The 16005-nt window shown below is 45.4% G+C and carries 15 protein-coding genes and 1 riboswitch; all 15 genes read left to right on the top strand.

Annotated elements, in window-relative coordinates; all coding sequences use genetic code 11:
* The 15 genes from QVE09_RS04445 to thiS all read left to right on the top strand — a co-directional run bounded on the left by QVE09_RS04445 (position 1) and on the right by thiS (position 16005).
* A complete protein-coding gene (locus QVE09_RS04445; protein ID WP_315935847.1) occupies positions 1-1050 on the top strand; it encodes an SAM-dependent methyltransferase in 1050 nt (349 codons plus the stop codon).
* A gap of 227 nt (positions 1051-1277) precedes the next feature.
* A complete protein-coding gene (locus QVE09_RS04440) occupies positions 1278-2756 on the top strand; it encodes a serine/threonine protein kinase (protein ID WP_315935846.1) in 1479 nt (492 codons plus the stop codon).
* Positions 2757-2782: 26 nt separating this feature from the next.
* A complete protein-coding gene (locus QVE09_RS04435) occupies positions 2783-3802 on the top strand; it encodes an SAF domain-containing protein (protein WP_315935845.1) in 1020 nt (339 codons plus the stop codon).
* Positions 3803-3877: 75 nt separating this feature from the next.
* Entirely contained in the window at positions 3878-4591 is a 714-nt protein-coding gene (locus tag QVE09_RS04430; protein ID WP_315935844.1) for a hypothetical protein, read from the top strand.
* On the top strand, positions 4588-5418 hold the full coding sequence (locus QVE09_RS04425; protein WP_315935843.1) for a CpaE/TadZ family protein: 831 nt from the start codon (positions 4588-4590) through the stop codon (positions 5416-5418). The genes QVE09_RS04430 and QVE09_RS04425 overlap by 4 nt, the downstream gene beginning before the upstream one ends.
* A 7-nt stretch (positions 5419-5425) precedes the next feature.
* Entirely contained in the window at positions 5426-7252 is a 1827-nt protein-coding gene (locus tag QVE09_RS04420) for an ATPase, T2SS/T4P/T4SS family (RefSeq protein ID WP_315935842.1), read from the top strand.
* On the top strand, positions 7242-9308 hold the full coding sequence (locus tag QVE09_RS04415) for a hypothetical protein (RefSeq protein ID WP_315935841.1): 2067 nt from the start codon (positions 7242-7244) through the stop codon (positions 9306-9308). Before QVE09_RS04420 ends, QVE09_RS04415 begins: the two co-directional genes overlap by 11 nt.
* Positions 9309-9370: 62 nt before the next feature.
* A complete protein-coding gene (locus tag QVE09_RS04410; protein WP_315935840.1) occupies positions 9371-9856 on the top strand; it encodes an ABC transporter permease in 486 nt (161 codons plus the stop codon).
* 16 nt (positions 9857-9872) lie between these two features.
* Complete coding sequence (locus tag QVE09_RS04405; RefSeq protein WP_315935839.1) at positions 9873-10271, top strand: hypothetical protein; 399 nt, start codon at positions 9873-9875, stop codon at positions 10269-10271.
* Positions 10268-10819, top strand: a complete 552-nt coding sequence (locus QVE09_RS04400; protein ID WP_315935838.1) for a hypothetical protein — start codon at positions 10268-10270, stop codon at positions 10817-10819. Before QVE09_RS04405 ends, QVE09_RS04400 begins: the two co-directional genes overlap by 4 nt.
* Positions 10806-11789 (top strand): hypothetical protein, encoded by a 984-nt coding sequence (locus tag QVE09_RS04395; protein ID WP_315935837.1) that lies wholly within the window; start codon positions 10806-10808, stop codon positions 11787-11789. The genes QVE09_RS04400 and QVE09_RS04395 overlap by 14 nt, the downstream gene beginning before the upstream one ends.
* A gap of 138 nt (positions 11790-11927) precedes the next feature.
* Entirely contained in the window at positions 11928-13478 is a 1551-nt protein-coding gene (locus QVE09_RS04390) for an ABC-F family ATP-binding cassette domain-containing protein (RefSeq protein ID WP_062834886.1), read from the top strand.
* Between the two features lie 75 nt (positions 13479-13553).
* Positions 13554-13663, top strand: a riboswitch (TPP riboswitch).
* A gap of 226 nt (positions 13664-13889) precedes the next feature.
* On the top strand, positions 13890-14552 hold the full coding sequence (locus QVE09_RS04385) for a thiamine phosphate synthase (protein WP_315935836.1): 663 nt from the start codon (positions 13890-13892) through the stop codon (positions 14550-14552).
* Between the two features lie 17 nt (positions 14553-14569).
* Positions 14570-15805, top strand: a complete 1236-nt coding sequence (gene thiO, locus QVE09_RS04380) for a glycine oxidase ThiO (RefSeq protein WP_315935835.1) — start codon at positions 14570-14572, stop codon at positions 15803-15805.
* Complete coding sequence (thiS, locus tag QVE09_RS04375; RefSeq protein WP_315935834.1) at positions 15802-16005, top strand: sulfur carrier protein ThiS; 204 nt, start codon at positions 15802-15804, stop codon at positions 16003-16005. The genes thiO and thiS overlap by 4 nt, the downstream gene beginning before the upstream one ends.

The raw sequence follows: 16005 nt of genomic DNA, 5'->3' as shown, positions 1-16005 counted from the left end.
TTGAGTACACAATCGTCTTGGGAAGAAGGCAACTTCTCCCGTTTTATCTGCACGGCCAATCATGGCTTTGCCCCTTATGCACAGGAAGAATTACGCCGTACGTTTGGTGCGGTCAAGAGCACAGTACTCGTACCAGGAGAAATTTTGCTTGCGGGTCTGCCTGTAGCGGAGGAAGAAGTTGCAGGTAAACTGTTGGAAGAGTATCCAACGTTTTTACGTCATATCCAGCCTGTTCAGTTTCAGGAGAATACAGAAGATTCGGAGCAGTCTATTGAGAAATTGATTGCATTTGTGTTGAATCATAAGGAACTGACCGGTGCTTCTGTCGTACTGCAGGTACGGAAGACAGAAGGGGCTTTTTGGCAAGAAAATGCAGCCTCATTGAAGCAATTGCTGACTGAAAAGCTGGATGAACTAGGATGTGAATGGGTTGTACGTGATGCTGAATATGTCATTTCCGTATTTGCTGCGAATGATATGTTGTATGCGGGCGTATCCAGACCTGAACAGAACCTGTCAGACTGGAGTGGGGGAGCCGTGCGTTTTCAAAAAGAAGATGGACAGATCTCACGTGCTAAGTTCAAATTGCTTGAAGCCGAGCAAACGTTTGGCATTGACTTTACTTCATTTCATAAAGCACTTGATATTGGTGCAGCACCAGGTGGATGGACCTCGTTCCTGCTTGAACGCGGGCTTGAAGTAACGGCGGTAGATCCGGCGAAGATGGATGGAACACTGCTGGCATCACCAAAACTGACTTTCTTGAAGAAAAACGCAGGGGATGTGCGCTTCCGCGAAGGAGAATTCGATCTGCTCGTATGTGATATGAGTTGGAGTCCCAAGCTGATGAGCCGACTTGTATCAGACCTTCTATATAGCCTGCAACCCGGGGGAACAGCGATTGTTACCGTAAAGTTATTGCATAAAAAACCGCTCGCACTTATTAAAGATGTTATCGATACGTTTGAGCGTTCACGGATGCAGATTCAACGTTCCAAGCAGTTGTTCCATAACCGGGAAGAGATTACACTCTATATGGTCAAATATTAAGAGATCTAGCCTGGATTAAAGCAGCTAAAGGTATTATGAAATTGATTCGATTAAGCTCATTAAATTTTGTGCTTTACAATCTATTCCTGCCTGTACTATAATGATACCAATATTAACCATAACAAACCTGAGGGAAAGCATCCCGAAGCGAACGAAACCGGATATCCGGTCTGTTCTTCTTCGGTGAAGCTTTCCCTTTTTTGTTGTGAATTGAAGGAGGAATTGGTATGAGACATCCGGCCAGGCTGGAACGCGGAAGCCTGCTGGGAGGTAGATATCGTATCGTATCCATTCTGGGAACAGGCGGAATGAGCCATGTATACGAGGCAGAGGATTTGAAGCTGCCGGGCAAGATATGGGCAATTAAAGAAAGCGTAACGGCTATGCCATATGAAGGCAGCATGGAGACGGAGGCGGCTCTGCTGACATCTCTTCGCCATCCAAGATTACCGCAAATTGTTGATTTTTTTGTTCCGGATGAAGATGGGTACACGTACTTGGTGATGGAATACATCGAAGGGTTAACGCTCAGTGAGTATTTCAAGCAGTGTCGTGGGAAGATCCCGATGGAGCAGTTGACGGAGCTTGTACTTCAATTGCTGGATGTGTTGAGTTATTTGCATAATCTGAATCCACCTGTGATCTATAGGGATCTGAAACCATCAAACATCATGATCACCCCGGAACATGAAGTAAGATTAATCGATTTTGGCATCGCCAGAAGTTACAAACCGCAAAGTGCCGAAGATACCGTCAAGTTGGGAACAGCTGGTTTCGCCGCTCCAGAACAATATGGCTCGGGTCAGACCGATGCGCGTTCAGATCTATATGGACTCGGAGCATTGCTGCTGTATCTTATGACTGGTGGGGCCTATACGGAATGGATTCAGGGTGTGGAAAGCTCTATCCGAAGTGATGTTCCACGGACGTACATCCCTGTGGCAAGAAGACTGTTAAGATATAATGCCGAGGAGCGATTCCAATCTGCCGATGAGGTGCGGAAGGAACTGCTCCGAATACCCGGTGGAATAACGCCTGGTGGAGATGCAACCATGACCTTGAATGGCGGAACAAGAGTTATTGCCTTGACTGGTGCTTCATCTGGTGTAGGGGTTACCCACACTGCTATAGCTATCAGTCATTATCTCGAAAGGCAAAACTTCAAAGTAGCTGTGATTGAAATGTCACCTCGCTCTCAATCCTTTGCAAGAATTCAACAAATCGCTCAAGCGGGTAAACCGGTGCCAGCAGGCAGACAGTTTGCAGTGGATGGTGTGCATTATTGGAAACAATCCGGGCGAGCGGATATTTTGTCTTTGCTTGGAGGGAGTTATCAATTCATCGTGATGGATCTTGGTAGTGGTCAGGACCAGAATCGGCTGGAAGAATTCCTGCGTGCAGATCTGCCGATTGTTATAGGCTCAGGTGCCGAATGGAGACAGGCGGAGATTGGCGCTTTTGTTCGATCACATCATCGGTATCCACGAGAGAAATGGATATATTGTCTGCCTTTGGCAGCAAGTGAGGCTGTTCAGCGCATTCGTAAAGCTCTGGATACATCGAGTGTATATGGTCTGCCGTTACATATTGATCCTTTTGACAAGGATGTACAGATGGATAAAGTGTTTTCTCATATTTTAACGCATATGATGGCACAGCAGCCCAAGAAACGTTCGTTTTTTTCACGAAGGAAAGTACATGATTAGAAGAGATTATGAAAGGAGAGCCTCTTTTGTCTAAATTAAGAAAACAAAGCCGTCAACTGATCTATGCTGGGCTTATCGGAGCAGGAGCTGTAGGGTTGGTGTTCGGAGGATATGTTATTTATAATGTCAAAACGATGGGTGATGTCAGGTCAGCCTTAGAAGCCCGGTATTTATCGGCATATGAGGAAAAGGAAGCTGAATTAAAGCAACAATGGGATTCAGGAGCACAAGGATGGGTAACGATTCGCGATATTGAAGCAGGTGAACCGATATTACCCGAGGATCTGAAGCTCATTGCTGTTCCGGATGCACAAGCACCACGAAATCTCTGGTCCAGTACCAAGCAAATGGAGGGCCAAGTGGCCAAAATAGAGTTGAAAAAAGGAACAGCCATTACCACTGAGATGGTATATGAGGATACACCGGCTCCGCCCGATTTAAGAAATCGAGAGCTGCAAGTTGTATTACTGCCGTCCTCACTCGTTAAGGGAGATATTATTGATGTTCGTATCCAATTCCCTACCGGACAGGACTATGTTCTTTTATCGAAGAAGAAAGTGGAACGACTTAATGCAGCTACCTTATGGATTACGATGACGGAGGAAGAGATTCTGTCGCTCTCAAGTGCAATTGTAGATGCCTATTTACATAAAGCTTCAATCTATGCCTTAACCTATGTAGAACCACAGTTTCAGACACCTGCAATCGCGACGTATCCTGCCAATTCAGAAGTGTTAAAACTGCTGGAGAGTGATCCGAATATTGTTCGACGAGCCGAACAGGAGTTATCCAGACAGGTGCGAAGTTCGCTTGAAAGTTCACTGGCCGCCTCCGTGACAGCACCGTCAAAAGGGGTTGAACAGGATGTTGCACAATCCTCAGTTACCTATAACAGTCGTCCATCAGCCAATAATCCGGCAACGTCGGATGGAGTGATGTGGAATGATGGTTCAGGAAACGGAGCAGGAGCTAATTCTGGAAGCGTGAATGATCCTGCTGAAGCTTCACAAACAGAACAACAGAGCTTGCTAACGGGTGGAGAATAGAGCGAAATCCGAGGTTTATTTTATAATAATTCAGATAACAAGGAGTTTTAGAAAAAGAAAGGAGTTGTAACATCTATGTATACATGGATCTTTGCGGGTTTATGTGAGAAGAATGATCTGATGTTATATCTTTGCAAGATATTGGCTTCGACAGGCAACAAGGTCTTGCTCGTAGATGGAACCTTACAACAGAAGTATGGGTACGGCGTAGGTGATAGTCAGCAGTCTTTGCGAATTACGGAATTTGAAGGTTTTGATATCGCTTGTCATTTTGTCACTTCAGCAGCTGTAGAGAATCATCTTGAAGTAAATGGAGAGCGATTGGACAGTTATGACTATGTGTTATATGACATGGAGACCTCACATTTTGCTTCACGTAATCTCTGGCTAACCGCTGATGTAAGAGTCTGGGTGAGTGATTATGAGCGTTACAATCTGGAACGTGGCAAGGATTGGTTGAAGCGGTTGCTTGAAGAACAGTCATTGCCTGGTGAACTGTCATTTCAGCGGCTCTTAATTAACGGGGTTGACTGCAAGCTTGAAGCTCGTTATCTGTGGGCGTATCTGGAGGGCAGTCCGTTTGTGTGGACAGGAGAATCTTTAGTGCTTCCATGGGATGAGTTAACAGCCGCGGTTAAGCTTGAGAATGAGCATCATCGCCGAGTTCATCTGGGACCTTTGTCACGAAACTACAAAAAATCGTTGTGTCGTGTGGTAGAGCAGTTAACAGGTTGGGAAAGTGTTCGTAGTCGCCGTGCAATGAAAGAAGCAGAGAGGATGAGAGCATGAGCACCATTACCTTTTGGAGCCCTTTTGCGGGAACGGGTTGCACTTCAAGCACATTAATTAGTGCTTATGCGATGGCACTTCACTACAGGACAAGAGTGTTACTTGTTAATGCAGGCCTTGCCGGAACTGGCACAGAAGCTGCCCTACCATCCAAAGATACGAATTCAGCGGACTATATGTTCTCCTTCGAAGAGGGTGGCTGGGATGCGATTGAACGGCTGCATTCGAGCGGAAGTCTGAATAAGCACAATCTGAGGGATTATACCAAGCCACTTCTGAAGGAAAGACTTGATTTCCTAACCGGAAGAATTGATGAGATGGAACGTTCCCCGCAGGAACATGATGAGACAGTGAAAAAGCTGCTGAAAGTAGCTAACGAGTATTATGATCTGGTTCTTCTGGATGCGGATCACGCTGGTGTCGATTTACAGCTCAAGCTGCAACAAGCGGACTATGTTGTAATTAATCTCGATCAAAATATGCGAAATCTGGAGTTGTTCTTTGAAGAGATCCTGCCAGAACGAATGAACAATAAGAATATGCATGTTGTCATTAACAAATACGATTCGCATTCCCGTGCAACGCTTTCCAATATTCGGCGCCAGTTCAGATACAAAGGCACGATATCTGCGATCCCGTACACAACCGGATACCTGGATGCAATGAATCGGCGAGATGTCGCTAGATACTTGCAGTTGGAAAGTTTGACTGAGGATAAGGATATTCGTAAAGGGAGCTTTGCTGCAAGCATGAGCGAACTCGCTCGCCTGATTATGGACGGTGCAGGTATGCGCACAGTTCTGAAGAGGCTGGAAAGGGGAGCCTGAACCTCCGATGCTCTGGAATACCATATGGATAAGTTTAATTTTGATTTTGTGCCTGACTTATATCTGGTTCAAGTATAGAACGTTTCTGCGTGAAAAGAATGCTCGTGTTCCTGAACAGGAATCGTTCACGATTGACATGTTGATTGAGAAGGTGAAGAACTCACTTCATGAGCTTAGTCATAGTCAGCTCGCGGATGCGGGTCTGCACGAAGAAGAATATCGCCGAAGAATCAATCAACGTGCCGAGATGAGAAAAGCGCTGAAGGGCTGTGTCTCAGGCAGTATCAGCGACAAAACGTATGTCAAAAATCTGATAGGGGATCTGCTGACCCGAAGCATAGGGCTGAACAAATCTAATATAGATGAAGTTATTTTGTTTGCAGAACCAGATTTGTTGACGATCCAGGACCGATTCGAAATTGTGTTTTATCTGTACCGACAGCAATTTGGTGTGGATGCACTCTCCCGAATGATTGATACCTACGATCTTGGCAGACTGAGAATGGAGGAAGGTACGGAGGATGGAGGCAGTTATTATATTTCCGAGGAAGACATTCGCTATGTTTTCGAGTGTGAATATCGAGAGCTTGGATTCAGAGAAAAGACGGATATCATCGTGCAGCGTATCTACCAACATTACAAAGGGTTCTCGGTTGTTGATGAGATAAGGGACCAGCGTATTGACGGTGTTAGTGGTGGTGTCAGCGGTATGCTTGATGCTGTTCATAATATGGGACTTCGAAAACCCGCATCATGGAATGATTTGCTGGATCAAGGACTGGAGGATGATGCACATGAAGAACCGCTTAGCGGCATGGAAAGTGTCTGGGTTTTCTATAAAGGTAAGTCCATTCATCTATCCTTTCTGTCATTTGGCAGCATCCGTGAACTGAAAAGGGTATGCCAGAATATATATAAATACAATTATCCCGGACAGTTGTCGGAAGCAAGTGGATACAAAGTGAATGAGATGAAAGACGGTTCCCGTGTCGTTGTTGTTCGTCCTCCTTTTGCAGAATCATGGGCATTCTTCGTCCGGAAGTTTGATATTCCGAATGCTTCACTTGAACAGTTAATTACGGGTAACAACGCAGATATGCCAATTACATTGCTTCAATACCTGATGAAAGGAAGCCGGATTACAGCTGTAACCGGGGCACAGGGTTCTGGCAAAACGACGTTGCTTATGGCTATGGTCAAACACATCTATGCATCGTACACCCTTCGGGTGCAGGAGATGGCGTTCGAACTTCAATTAAGACGGATCTATAGCCGACGTAATATTTTGAGTTTCCGAGAGACTGAACACATTTCAGGTCAACAAGGACTTGATTTGCAGAAAAAAACGGATGGTACCGTCAATATTCTCGGTGAGGTTGCGAGTGATGAGGTGGCCGCATGGATGATTCAAATGTCTCAGGTTGCCAGTCTGTTCACCCTGTTTACCCACCATGCCAAAACGTTTCGTGATCTGGTCTTCTCCCTCCGTAATTCCTTGCTCAAGACAGGTATGTTCCAGCATGAACATATTGCTGAGGAGCAGGTTGTGAGTGTTATCAATTTCGATGTTCATATGAAAAAAGATGCTGAGGGACGAAGATATATCGAACGTATTACGGAGTGTCTTCCTCGTGCGAATCAAGGTGACAGCGTGGAAGAGAGGGCAGGTTTTACATTTCGTAATGTTGTGGAGTACAGAAATGGAGCGTATGTTGCAACAGCTCCAATCTCTTCTGGAAGCATGATGGATATGCGAGAACAGATGACATTACAGGATGCCAAGAAGTTTGAACAGTTTATGAAGCAACACTGGGGTGATCAGCATGACAATTAAATGGATTCTGCTCCTCGTATTAAGTATTTGTGCAGGAGGTTTGCTGATCACACTTCTGGTTTTAAGTATGTTACGTCACAGAGGAGGTGGTTCAGCAAGTCAATCCGGCATGATTTTTGCTCCTAGCGGGAAGGGATTCAAGGGACTGGGATCAATCTTGTTGCAGTCCTACCGTCTTGGAATGAAAGTGCCACTGCTATCAGCTTATATTCTACAGGTGCAGAAACGTATTTCATTCCGCCATGTTGGGGATGAGCCTTCACTTCGCAGGCTGACGATGACAGTGATTCTGATTATTCTTGGAGGTTATGGAGGCATAAGTGTCATTCTGTTTCTTCTGCAGCCGGGTATCGCTTTTGTAATACTTTCCGTACTCTGTGCTGTGGTGCTAAACAGCTTGGTATTGGATATGTGCCTCAGTCGTATGGAGAAAAGGTTGCTGGTGCAGATGTTGGATCTCTTCGCAGATGTAAGGCATCGGTATCATCAGCATGGCATGGTTGAGGAAGCGCTCTATGAAGCCGCTGAAGCAGGTACAGGAGAAGCAGCAGAACAAGTAAGACTCATCTACGAAGCTCTAACTTCTCCAGATCCGAATGAAGCACTTGAGCGTTATTATGAGGTGGCTCCCAACCGTTTTCTCAAAGGATTCGCAGGCGTTTCCTATATGGTCATGGAGTTTGGGGATAAGGACAGAGCACAAGGTTCTATTTATCTTAAAGGACTTGGTAACCTGACTCAGGAGATTCATCTGGAGATTTTGCGGCGTGATAAATTGGATTACCTGCTCAAAGGACTTAATATCATCGCGCTAGCTCCGGTATTGTTCACCGCTCCAATCGAACGCTGGGCCAGAGTCAGTTTTCCAACGATGGATGAATTTTATCGCAGCAAAATCGGTTTTGTTACCAAAATATCAATTTATGTCATCATCATCCTTGCTTATTTGCTTCTGCAAAGGCTCCAGCAATACGATGAAACTCGTTACCGGTCAGGACATAAGCACTCATGGTTGGATCAGTTGCTGTACAGGCAGACCTTTATACGGAAATTGGCGATGCTGTTTGCAGCAAAACCTGGCAGTGCACAGTACAGTCAAACGATACGGCTCATGCGGGAGAGCAGCTCAGAGTTGAAATACGAATGGCTTGCCATTCGTCGAGTGATGTTATTTGCAGGTTGTTTGGTCCTTGCGATGGGTTGCATCTTGCTGTTGCACCAGGTTGAACGTAACCACATCCTGCATGATCCGATCCGGGATGATCGAATGTTTGGTGCAATGGCTGAAGCGGATCTCAGGAAAGCTGAGGAAAAAACAGCATTGGATCAATCCGTGCTGGAAAGTGTAGAAATGAACCGAGGGGCTACATACGAAGAAGTCTCCAACGCGTTACAGCAGTTATCTCCCGTTCAGATGGACCATGATACCCAGAATGAGACCATCACGCGCATTATGCAGAAACTTGAGGTGTATAACAAGCAATATGTACGCTGGTGGGAAATGATGATAGCCATTCTTATGGGTGTAGCAGGGTACTACATGCCCATATGGCTCATGTTATTTCAGCGAAAAATGCGAAGGTTGGATATGCGACATGAAATCTATCAATTCCAGACAGTGATATCCATTCTGCGTGAGATGGACAGGATGTCAGTCGAAGAGATTTTGGAATGGCTTAATCGATTTGCCGTCATTTTCAAGCGACCGCTGCAAAAATGTTTGTTGCATTTTGAACATGGTCCAGAGCTTGCACTTGAACAATTAAAGGAAGAGGCGGGCTTGCCCGAGTTCCAGCGATTGGTTGATAAATTGCAGCTTGCCCTTGGCAAAATCTCAATACGTGAAGCCTTCGATGATCTTGAGAGCATGATGGCATTCTATTTTGAACAACGCAAGCAAGAGTACAGCAAAATGATAGATGTCAAAGCATCATGGGGAAGAACCATTGGATTTACTCCTATGTACGCCCTTATCTTTTTGTATCTGGTCATTCCATTAGTTGGCATGAGCTTCTTGCAGATGAACATTTATTATGAGCAAATTCAGAAACTGTAGCACAGTTCATCTGTGTGACAGTCTGAAATAGTTTAATAACTTATAACTTGGGAGGATTTATCATGAACAATGCATCAAGCGCTTTAAAGGTGGCAGCAGGGATTTTCTTAACAATCGCTCTGATCACAATTGTAGTTCTGTTGTTTATTTCGGCTCAGGAGGCAACCAAGACGGCCCAGAACAATTTTGCTGATATCCAAACCGAGTTGTCCCAGGCCGCATTTACGGTGTATGACGGAACAACCATCAGTGGATCACAGGTTACTAATGCACTGCGTAAATATGCTGACAAGGATCAGTTCGGTATTCAAGTTATTACAGGTAAAAATAAAGCGGGTCAATGGTACGGCAATCAATTAAATATTTCGCAGGATCTCAATAATGCGGACTACGGCTCTGTTATTGATCCTGACAGCAAAGTGGGGATTATTAACCAGACCATGAGTGAAAAAGACAATCAATATGTCAATCCAAGTGGTAAATTCAAAGCCATTATCGTAAAAGACCGATCCAACGTGGTAAGAGGGCTGATCTTCCAGCAATCCTGACAGGAGTTGGTTTAACATGTCCCGGAATACCCAGCATCTTATGTTGTTTTGTACGGCGGTTGTCCTGTTTGTGACAGCCTGCCTGTACGGGCAACAGAATGTTAGGATTTTATCAGCGGCCTTGAACGACAGAGTACAGACAACAGCAGGCATGGAAGGTCGGCTGACAACAACACTGCATACCACCAATCCGTATCAGTATAGTGGTGCGGAAGTGTTGCATACCGTGAGACAGATGACAGGTACAGGCATTCCTGTGGAGGTAGACGGGACTTCCTATGTGATCGATCCACTTGTCAGCAAAACAGCGACTATTCCTGTCCACCTCGATGCTATCTACAGACCAGAGTTTATACGAAATGAAACTGGAGAACTGCTCAAGATTGTTTTTTGGAAGGAGACCAGTGTGAATTGATTAATGCTGCATCCAAGCTGCTTGCCGTATTGCTCGCAGTCCTTCTGCTTTATGTGTACCCAGCTGCTGAAACAGCCAATCGGCAGGATGATATAGCACGTATGACGGCTGTTCAAAATGTAACACGTTTTGTTGATGCTGTCCGAACGAAAGGATATATTTCACCTCGAATGTTGGCTGAGTTTGAGGAGCAACTGGCCCAGACGGGCAATCTGTACGAGGTGTCGATGGAACATTTGCATAAGAAATATGTACCTCATTATACAGACCAGATGGACCATAACAGTTTTACCGGGACATATGAGGTTGTACAGGATGGATATTATTCAGCACAGATTCGAGAGCGACTATTCCCGGCCTCAGGTGTGATACCGGTTGATGATCCTGGCCGAAGATATACGTTGAACACAGGGGATTTTTTCACCGTGACGCTCCAAAATACAAATCGTACACCTTCCATGCTCATTCGTGAATGGTTGAGTGGTACGGCTCAGGCTTCAGCGGTATTTGTAACATACGGAGGTATGGTCCTCAATGAAGATTACTGAGCTATCCATTGTATTCGTGCTGATCTTCTTCCCGCTCTTCTGGATCATCTCACTCCATACCCAAGATGCCGAAGAGGCTAACTATCTTGGACATCGATACAGAACTGCACTTCAAACCGCAGTCATGGATGCAGGCGCAGTGATGCATCAGAATGAGAAACAAAATGATGAAGCAGGCTATGATTCAACCAAGTTTGTTAAAGCCGACAAGGAGCTTGCCTTGTTGACATTCACTCAGACGATGGCTTTGAATATGGGCATTCAGGATGATCCCGCAGCTATTCGAAACATGTTTAATTACATTCCTGCCGTAGTTATTCTGGATTACGATGGCTATTATATGTTTTCCACAGAAACAGATATGACGGGTCACCGTGAAGATTCTTTTAGGCAAGTATGGAGCCCCAAGAAACCTTATACATACTCAGATTCAAATGGGAACAGTATTAACTTTACACTGGACGACTACGTATATGCCTATGACGCAAGCGCAGGGAAATGGATTGAGGGATTTCAAAAAGAACTGGCTTCAAGCACACAGATTCCTTTACTTCAGGATACCAGCGTATTTGAACAAGTTAGACGAAGTCGGATTGTGACTACTGTGCAGGATAATCTGGCTGATGTGATTAACCGCCATAATGAGTTTGCCAGAAAGAACGGTATTTCCTATACATTTACGATGCCCCTGATTGCGCAGGAAGATTGGTACAACTCCATAAATGATACAGGGATTATGGCCTTTATCCAAGGTATAGGTGTGGGTGACCAGAAGATCAACAATTACGCAATTGGTGGAGGCAGACTTGTGAAGAAAACGGCCATCGTAGGTGGGGTAGATCCTTTAACAGGTATCAAATACTACTATCCCTCCACATGTGGTAATAGTTACCGTGCCGAAGAGGTGTTCACAGAAGCAAGACAAGCAGCTGCACAAGGCTATTTCGAATATAAATGTTCTAATCGTTAGGGAATCCTGTATGACAAAATCATGGAAGAGGTTCCTGAACTGTTTACATTACTTTCAGAAAAGACGGGACCTGTGCTAGAATAGGGTTTCGAAACAATAATAAAAGTAATGTCTAATAGATAGGAGCAACCTCATCTTATGAGTTTATTGTCAGTAGAGAACGTGAGTCACAATTTTGGAGATCGCACGTTATTTAAAAATGTATCATTTCGTTTACTTGCCGGAGAGCGTGTAGGACTTGTTGGTGCCAATGGTGTAGGTAAATCCACATTAATGAACATCCTTACCGGTAAATTGCTTAAAGACAGTGGAAAAGTGGAATGGACACCTAAGGTCCGTTATGGATATCTGGATCAGCATACAAAGCTTACGCCAGGCAAAACTATTCGTGATGTGCTTAAGGATGCATTCCTTCCGTTGCTTGAATTGGAAAAAGAAATGATGAATATTACGGACCAGATGGCAGATGCAGACCCAGATAAGCTGGAGCAGTTGCTGGAAGAGATGGGTGATATTCAGGAACAACTGGAACAGGGTGACTTTTATCTGATTGACGTAAAAGTGGAAGAGATGGCCAATGGTCTTGGTTTGTCCGCAATTGGTCTTGATCGAGATGTCGCAGCTCTAAGTGGTGGACAACGTACCAAGGTGCTTCTTGCCAAGCTTCTGCTCGAGAAACCTACAGCTCTTTTGCTGGATGAGCCGACCAACTATCTGGATGTAGAGCACATTGAATGGCTATCACGTTATCTGAAGGACTACCCGCACGCGTTTCTCTTAATCTCTCATGACACGGAATTCATGAATGAAGTCGTAAATGTCATTTATCATTTGGAATTTGCCAAATTAACGAGATATGCAGCAAACTATAACAAGTTTCTTGAGATGGCTGATATGAATAAAGCCCAGCATATTGATGCATACGAGAAGCAGCAAGAGTACATCAAGAAACAGGAAGATTTCATTCAGCGTAACAAGGCGCGGGCTTCAACTTCAGGTCGAGCGAAGAGCCGGGAGAAGCAGCTGGACAAGATTGAACGTATCGATCGTCCAGATGAGGCGGCCAAACCAACGTTCAAATTCAAGGATGCCCGCGCGAGTAGCAAAACGGTCTTTGAGGGTATTGATTTTGAAATTGGATACACGTATCCTTTGCTGCCCAAAATGACGATGACAATTGAACGTGGTGAGAAAATTGCCATCGTAGGTTGTAATGGTGTAGGTAAATCGACACTGCTGAAAACCATCCTGGGAAAAATATCTCCACTCAGTGGAAAGACCTTTTTGGGAGATTATCTCGAAACGGCCTATTTTGAGCAGGAAGTCCGTGCTGGAAATATCACGCCGATTGAGGATGTCTGGAATGAGTTTTCACATTTGACCCAGAATGAGGTCCGGGGTCATCTCGCTCGCTGCGGGTTGAAAAATGAGCACATTACTCGTCCGCTTAACATGCTGAGTGGTGGAGAGCAAGCAAAGGTTCGTTTATGCAAACTCTTGATGCGTGAGAGCAACTGGATTTTATTCGATGAACCGACGAACCATCTGGATGTAACAGCCAAAGCTGAGTTGCAACGTGCCTTGCAAGAATTCAAGGGAACGGTGTTGCTGGTATCTCATGAACCTGATTTCTACGAGGGTTGGGTCACCAAAACATGGAATGTCGAAGAATGGTCTGAGAAAAACTAGATGATTTAAGACAATGTTTAACAGAAATGACGGTGACAAAAAAATCTGTCTATGGTAACATAGGCTACAACTTCATATGAACACTAGGGGGGCCGCACGATGCGGCTGAGATGGAAGAATGCGATTCCGGACCCTTTGCACCTGATCTGGATCATACCAGCGTAGGGAAGTGGCGAGCGCGTTTCAGTGAATGACGTGAGCAAACGGCAACTCGAAAGGATTTCAACCGTCTGCTTAGCGATTTAAACATGCAGTTGCGTGTATAACGTTATGGCTATAAGGTCTATAGCTTTATTACACGAAATGAACTGTATGCATCAGTCAGTCATCTGGTCCTATAATTAATACGCAGCCACTCCCCTACGGGAGTGGCTTTTTTGTGTTTTTCATAGCATTGATGCATGGAAGGAGATGAACGGTACGGCAATTTCTCATGAACATGTACACGGATCATTTGAATTGCATGTTGTATCTACGGGTGCAGGGGATCAAGCATCTTTTGTAAAAGCAGCAAAGGACGTTTGGCCATGGGTGGACTATATTCACATACGAGAGAAACAACTCTCATGGCAAGACAAGATCGGTTGGGCTGAAAGTCTGCGTAGCATTGGCGTTCCATCTTGTCGCATCGTTGTCAATGGTTCAGAACTGCCTTCACAGAATGACATCTATGGCGGTGTACATTGGGGGCAAGATGCGATACGCAACTGTAACCCTACTGTTATAAGCAATGTGCAGCGACTTCGTCTGGGTGTATCTGTTCATTCCATCGATGAGGCAAAAATCGCTGAGGAACGGGGAGCCGATTACCTTTTCTTCGGGCATGTATACTCAACCAACAGTAAGCCTGATCTTGAACCAAGAGGATTACATGCTCTTGCTGAAGTGTGCAGGCGTGTCTCCATTCCTGTCATGGCGATCGGTGGCATCGAACCGGGAAACATTCACGCTATTCGCTCTGCAGGCGTACAGGGAGTCGCTGTGATCTCGAATGTATGGGCGAGCGATTCCCCGGATCGGGCGGTTGCATTATTAAGGCAGGCTATCGTTGCTACAGAAAGTCTGAGCCCCTGAATAAAGGAGATGAGAGGATGAAAGAGATCGTAACGGGTCAGAACAGGAATCATTTCAGTCATCAACTGAAATCTGAAACGGAATCAAGAAGCAAAGCTTTTACTGATAATCCGGATAAGATTCATGCAGAAACGATTATTGTAGGCGGAGGCGTTATTGGTTGTGCCATCGCATATGAGCTTGCTTCCCGTGGACAGGATGTACTGTTGCTGGAGCGTTCGGCGATTGCAGGAGGCACTTCTTGCGCAGCGGCTGGAATGCTGGGGGCAGATAGTGAGGATTTTGCTCATCCTTTGATGGCTAAGCTTGCCAGGCAGAGTAGACAGTTGCTTATCGAGCATCAAGTGTTAATGGCTACCCTCAGCGGGGTAGAGGTTGGCCTGCAACGCCATGGATTCCTAACCCCTTTTCGATCATACAGTGAATTAAGCAGCTATAAGAACAATCGAAATTCTGGTTTGTCTGCTGATGAGGTATGGTGGGATCGTTCCACTGTGCAACAGGAGGCATCATGGCTTAACAGAGATACTTATGGAGCCTACTACAGGCCTTACGAGAGTGAGATTCTTCCAGTCCATCTAACGAAGGCATACGCCGAATCCGCTCAAGCATTGGGAGCACGTGTTATGGAGGACATACCGGATATACGTGTGCAAGCAAACGAACACGGTGTGCAGGGGATCACCACATCGATCGGTGAGATGAAATGCAAACATGTCATTATAGCGGCTGGTTTACAGAGTGAAGAGTTGATGACACATGTGAATCTGAGCTTGCCTGTGTGGTCGGTAAAAGGAGAAATAGCCGCCGTTCAGTTTTCAGATGAACATGCAGGGTACAGACCTGACAGAACGGTGTATGCAGAGGATATCTATATTGTTCCCAAAGCCAATGGCGAAGTTTGGCTCGGGGCAACCAGTCTGCCAGGCAGAACGGATCTGAACGTTTCTGTACAGGGTGTTCAGAAGCTGCTAACAGCGGCTACCCACTGGGTGCCTGGGATGAAAGAAGCGCAATTTATACGAGCTTGGGCAGGCGTAAGACCGGCAACTCCCGATGGACTGCCTTATATAGGTGCTTGCAAGAGTATACCCGGGCTGTTCGCCGCCTTTGGGCATTACCGCAACGGTATCTTGCTTAGTGCGATAACAGGCAGGCTTATCGCTGAGTTGCTCGCTGGCAAAAGCTCAGAAGAACTCGGAATTGAGGCGCTGAGCCCTGAGCGATTGAACAGAAAGGGAGTGGTGCAGTGAATATCATCGTTAATGGTCAACGGATGGAGATTGAAGACAGATTGAATCGTGTGGATAAACTGCTTAAATCATTTGACCTGCAAGTCAAGACTGTAGTTGTTGAGCTGAACAGGCATATCTTAACGCGTGAGTATCATGAGTCAACGGCATTAAGAGAAGGCGATCGAATTGAGATTGTACATTTTGTAGGAGGCGGTTGA

Source organism: Paenibacillus sp. ClWae2A (genome assembly GCF_032452295.1).
GTDB lineage: Bacteria > Bacillota > Bacilli > Paenibacillales > Paenibacillaceae > Paenibacillus.
The sequence above is the reverse complement of the archived record's forward strand: the minus strand, read 5'-3'. Positions and strand labels throughout refer to the sequence as shown.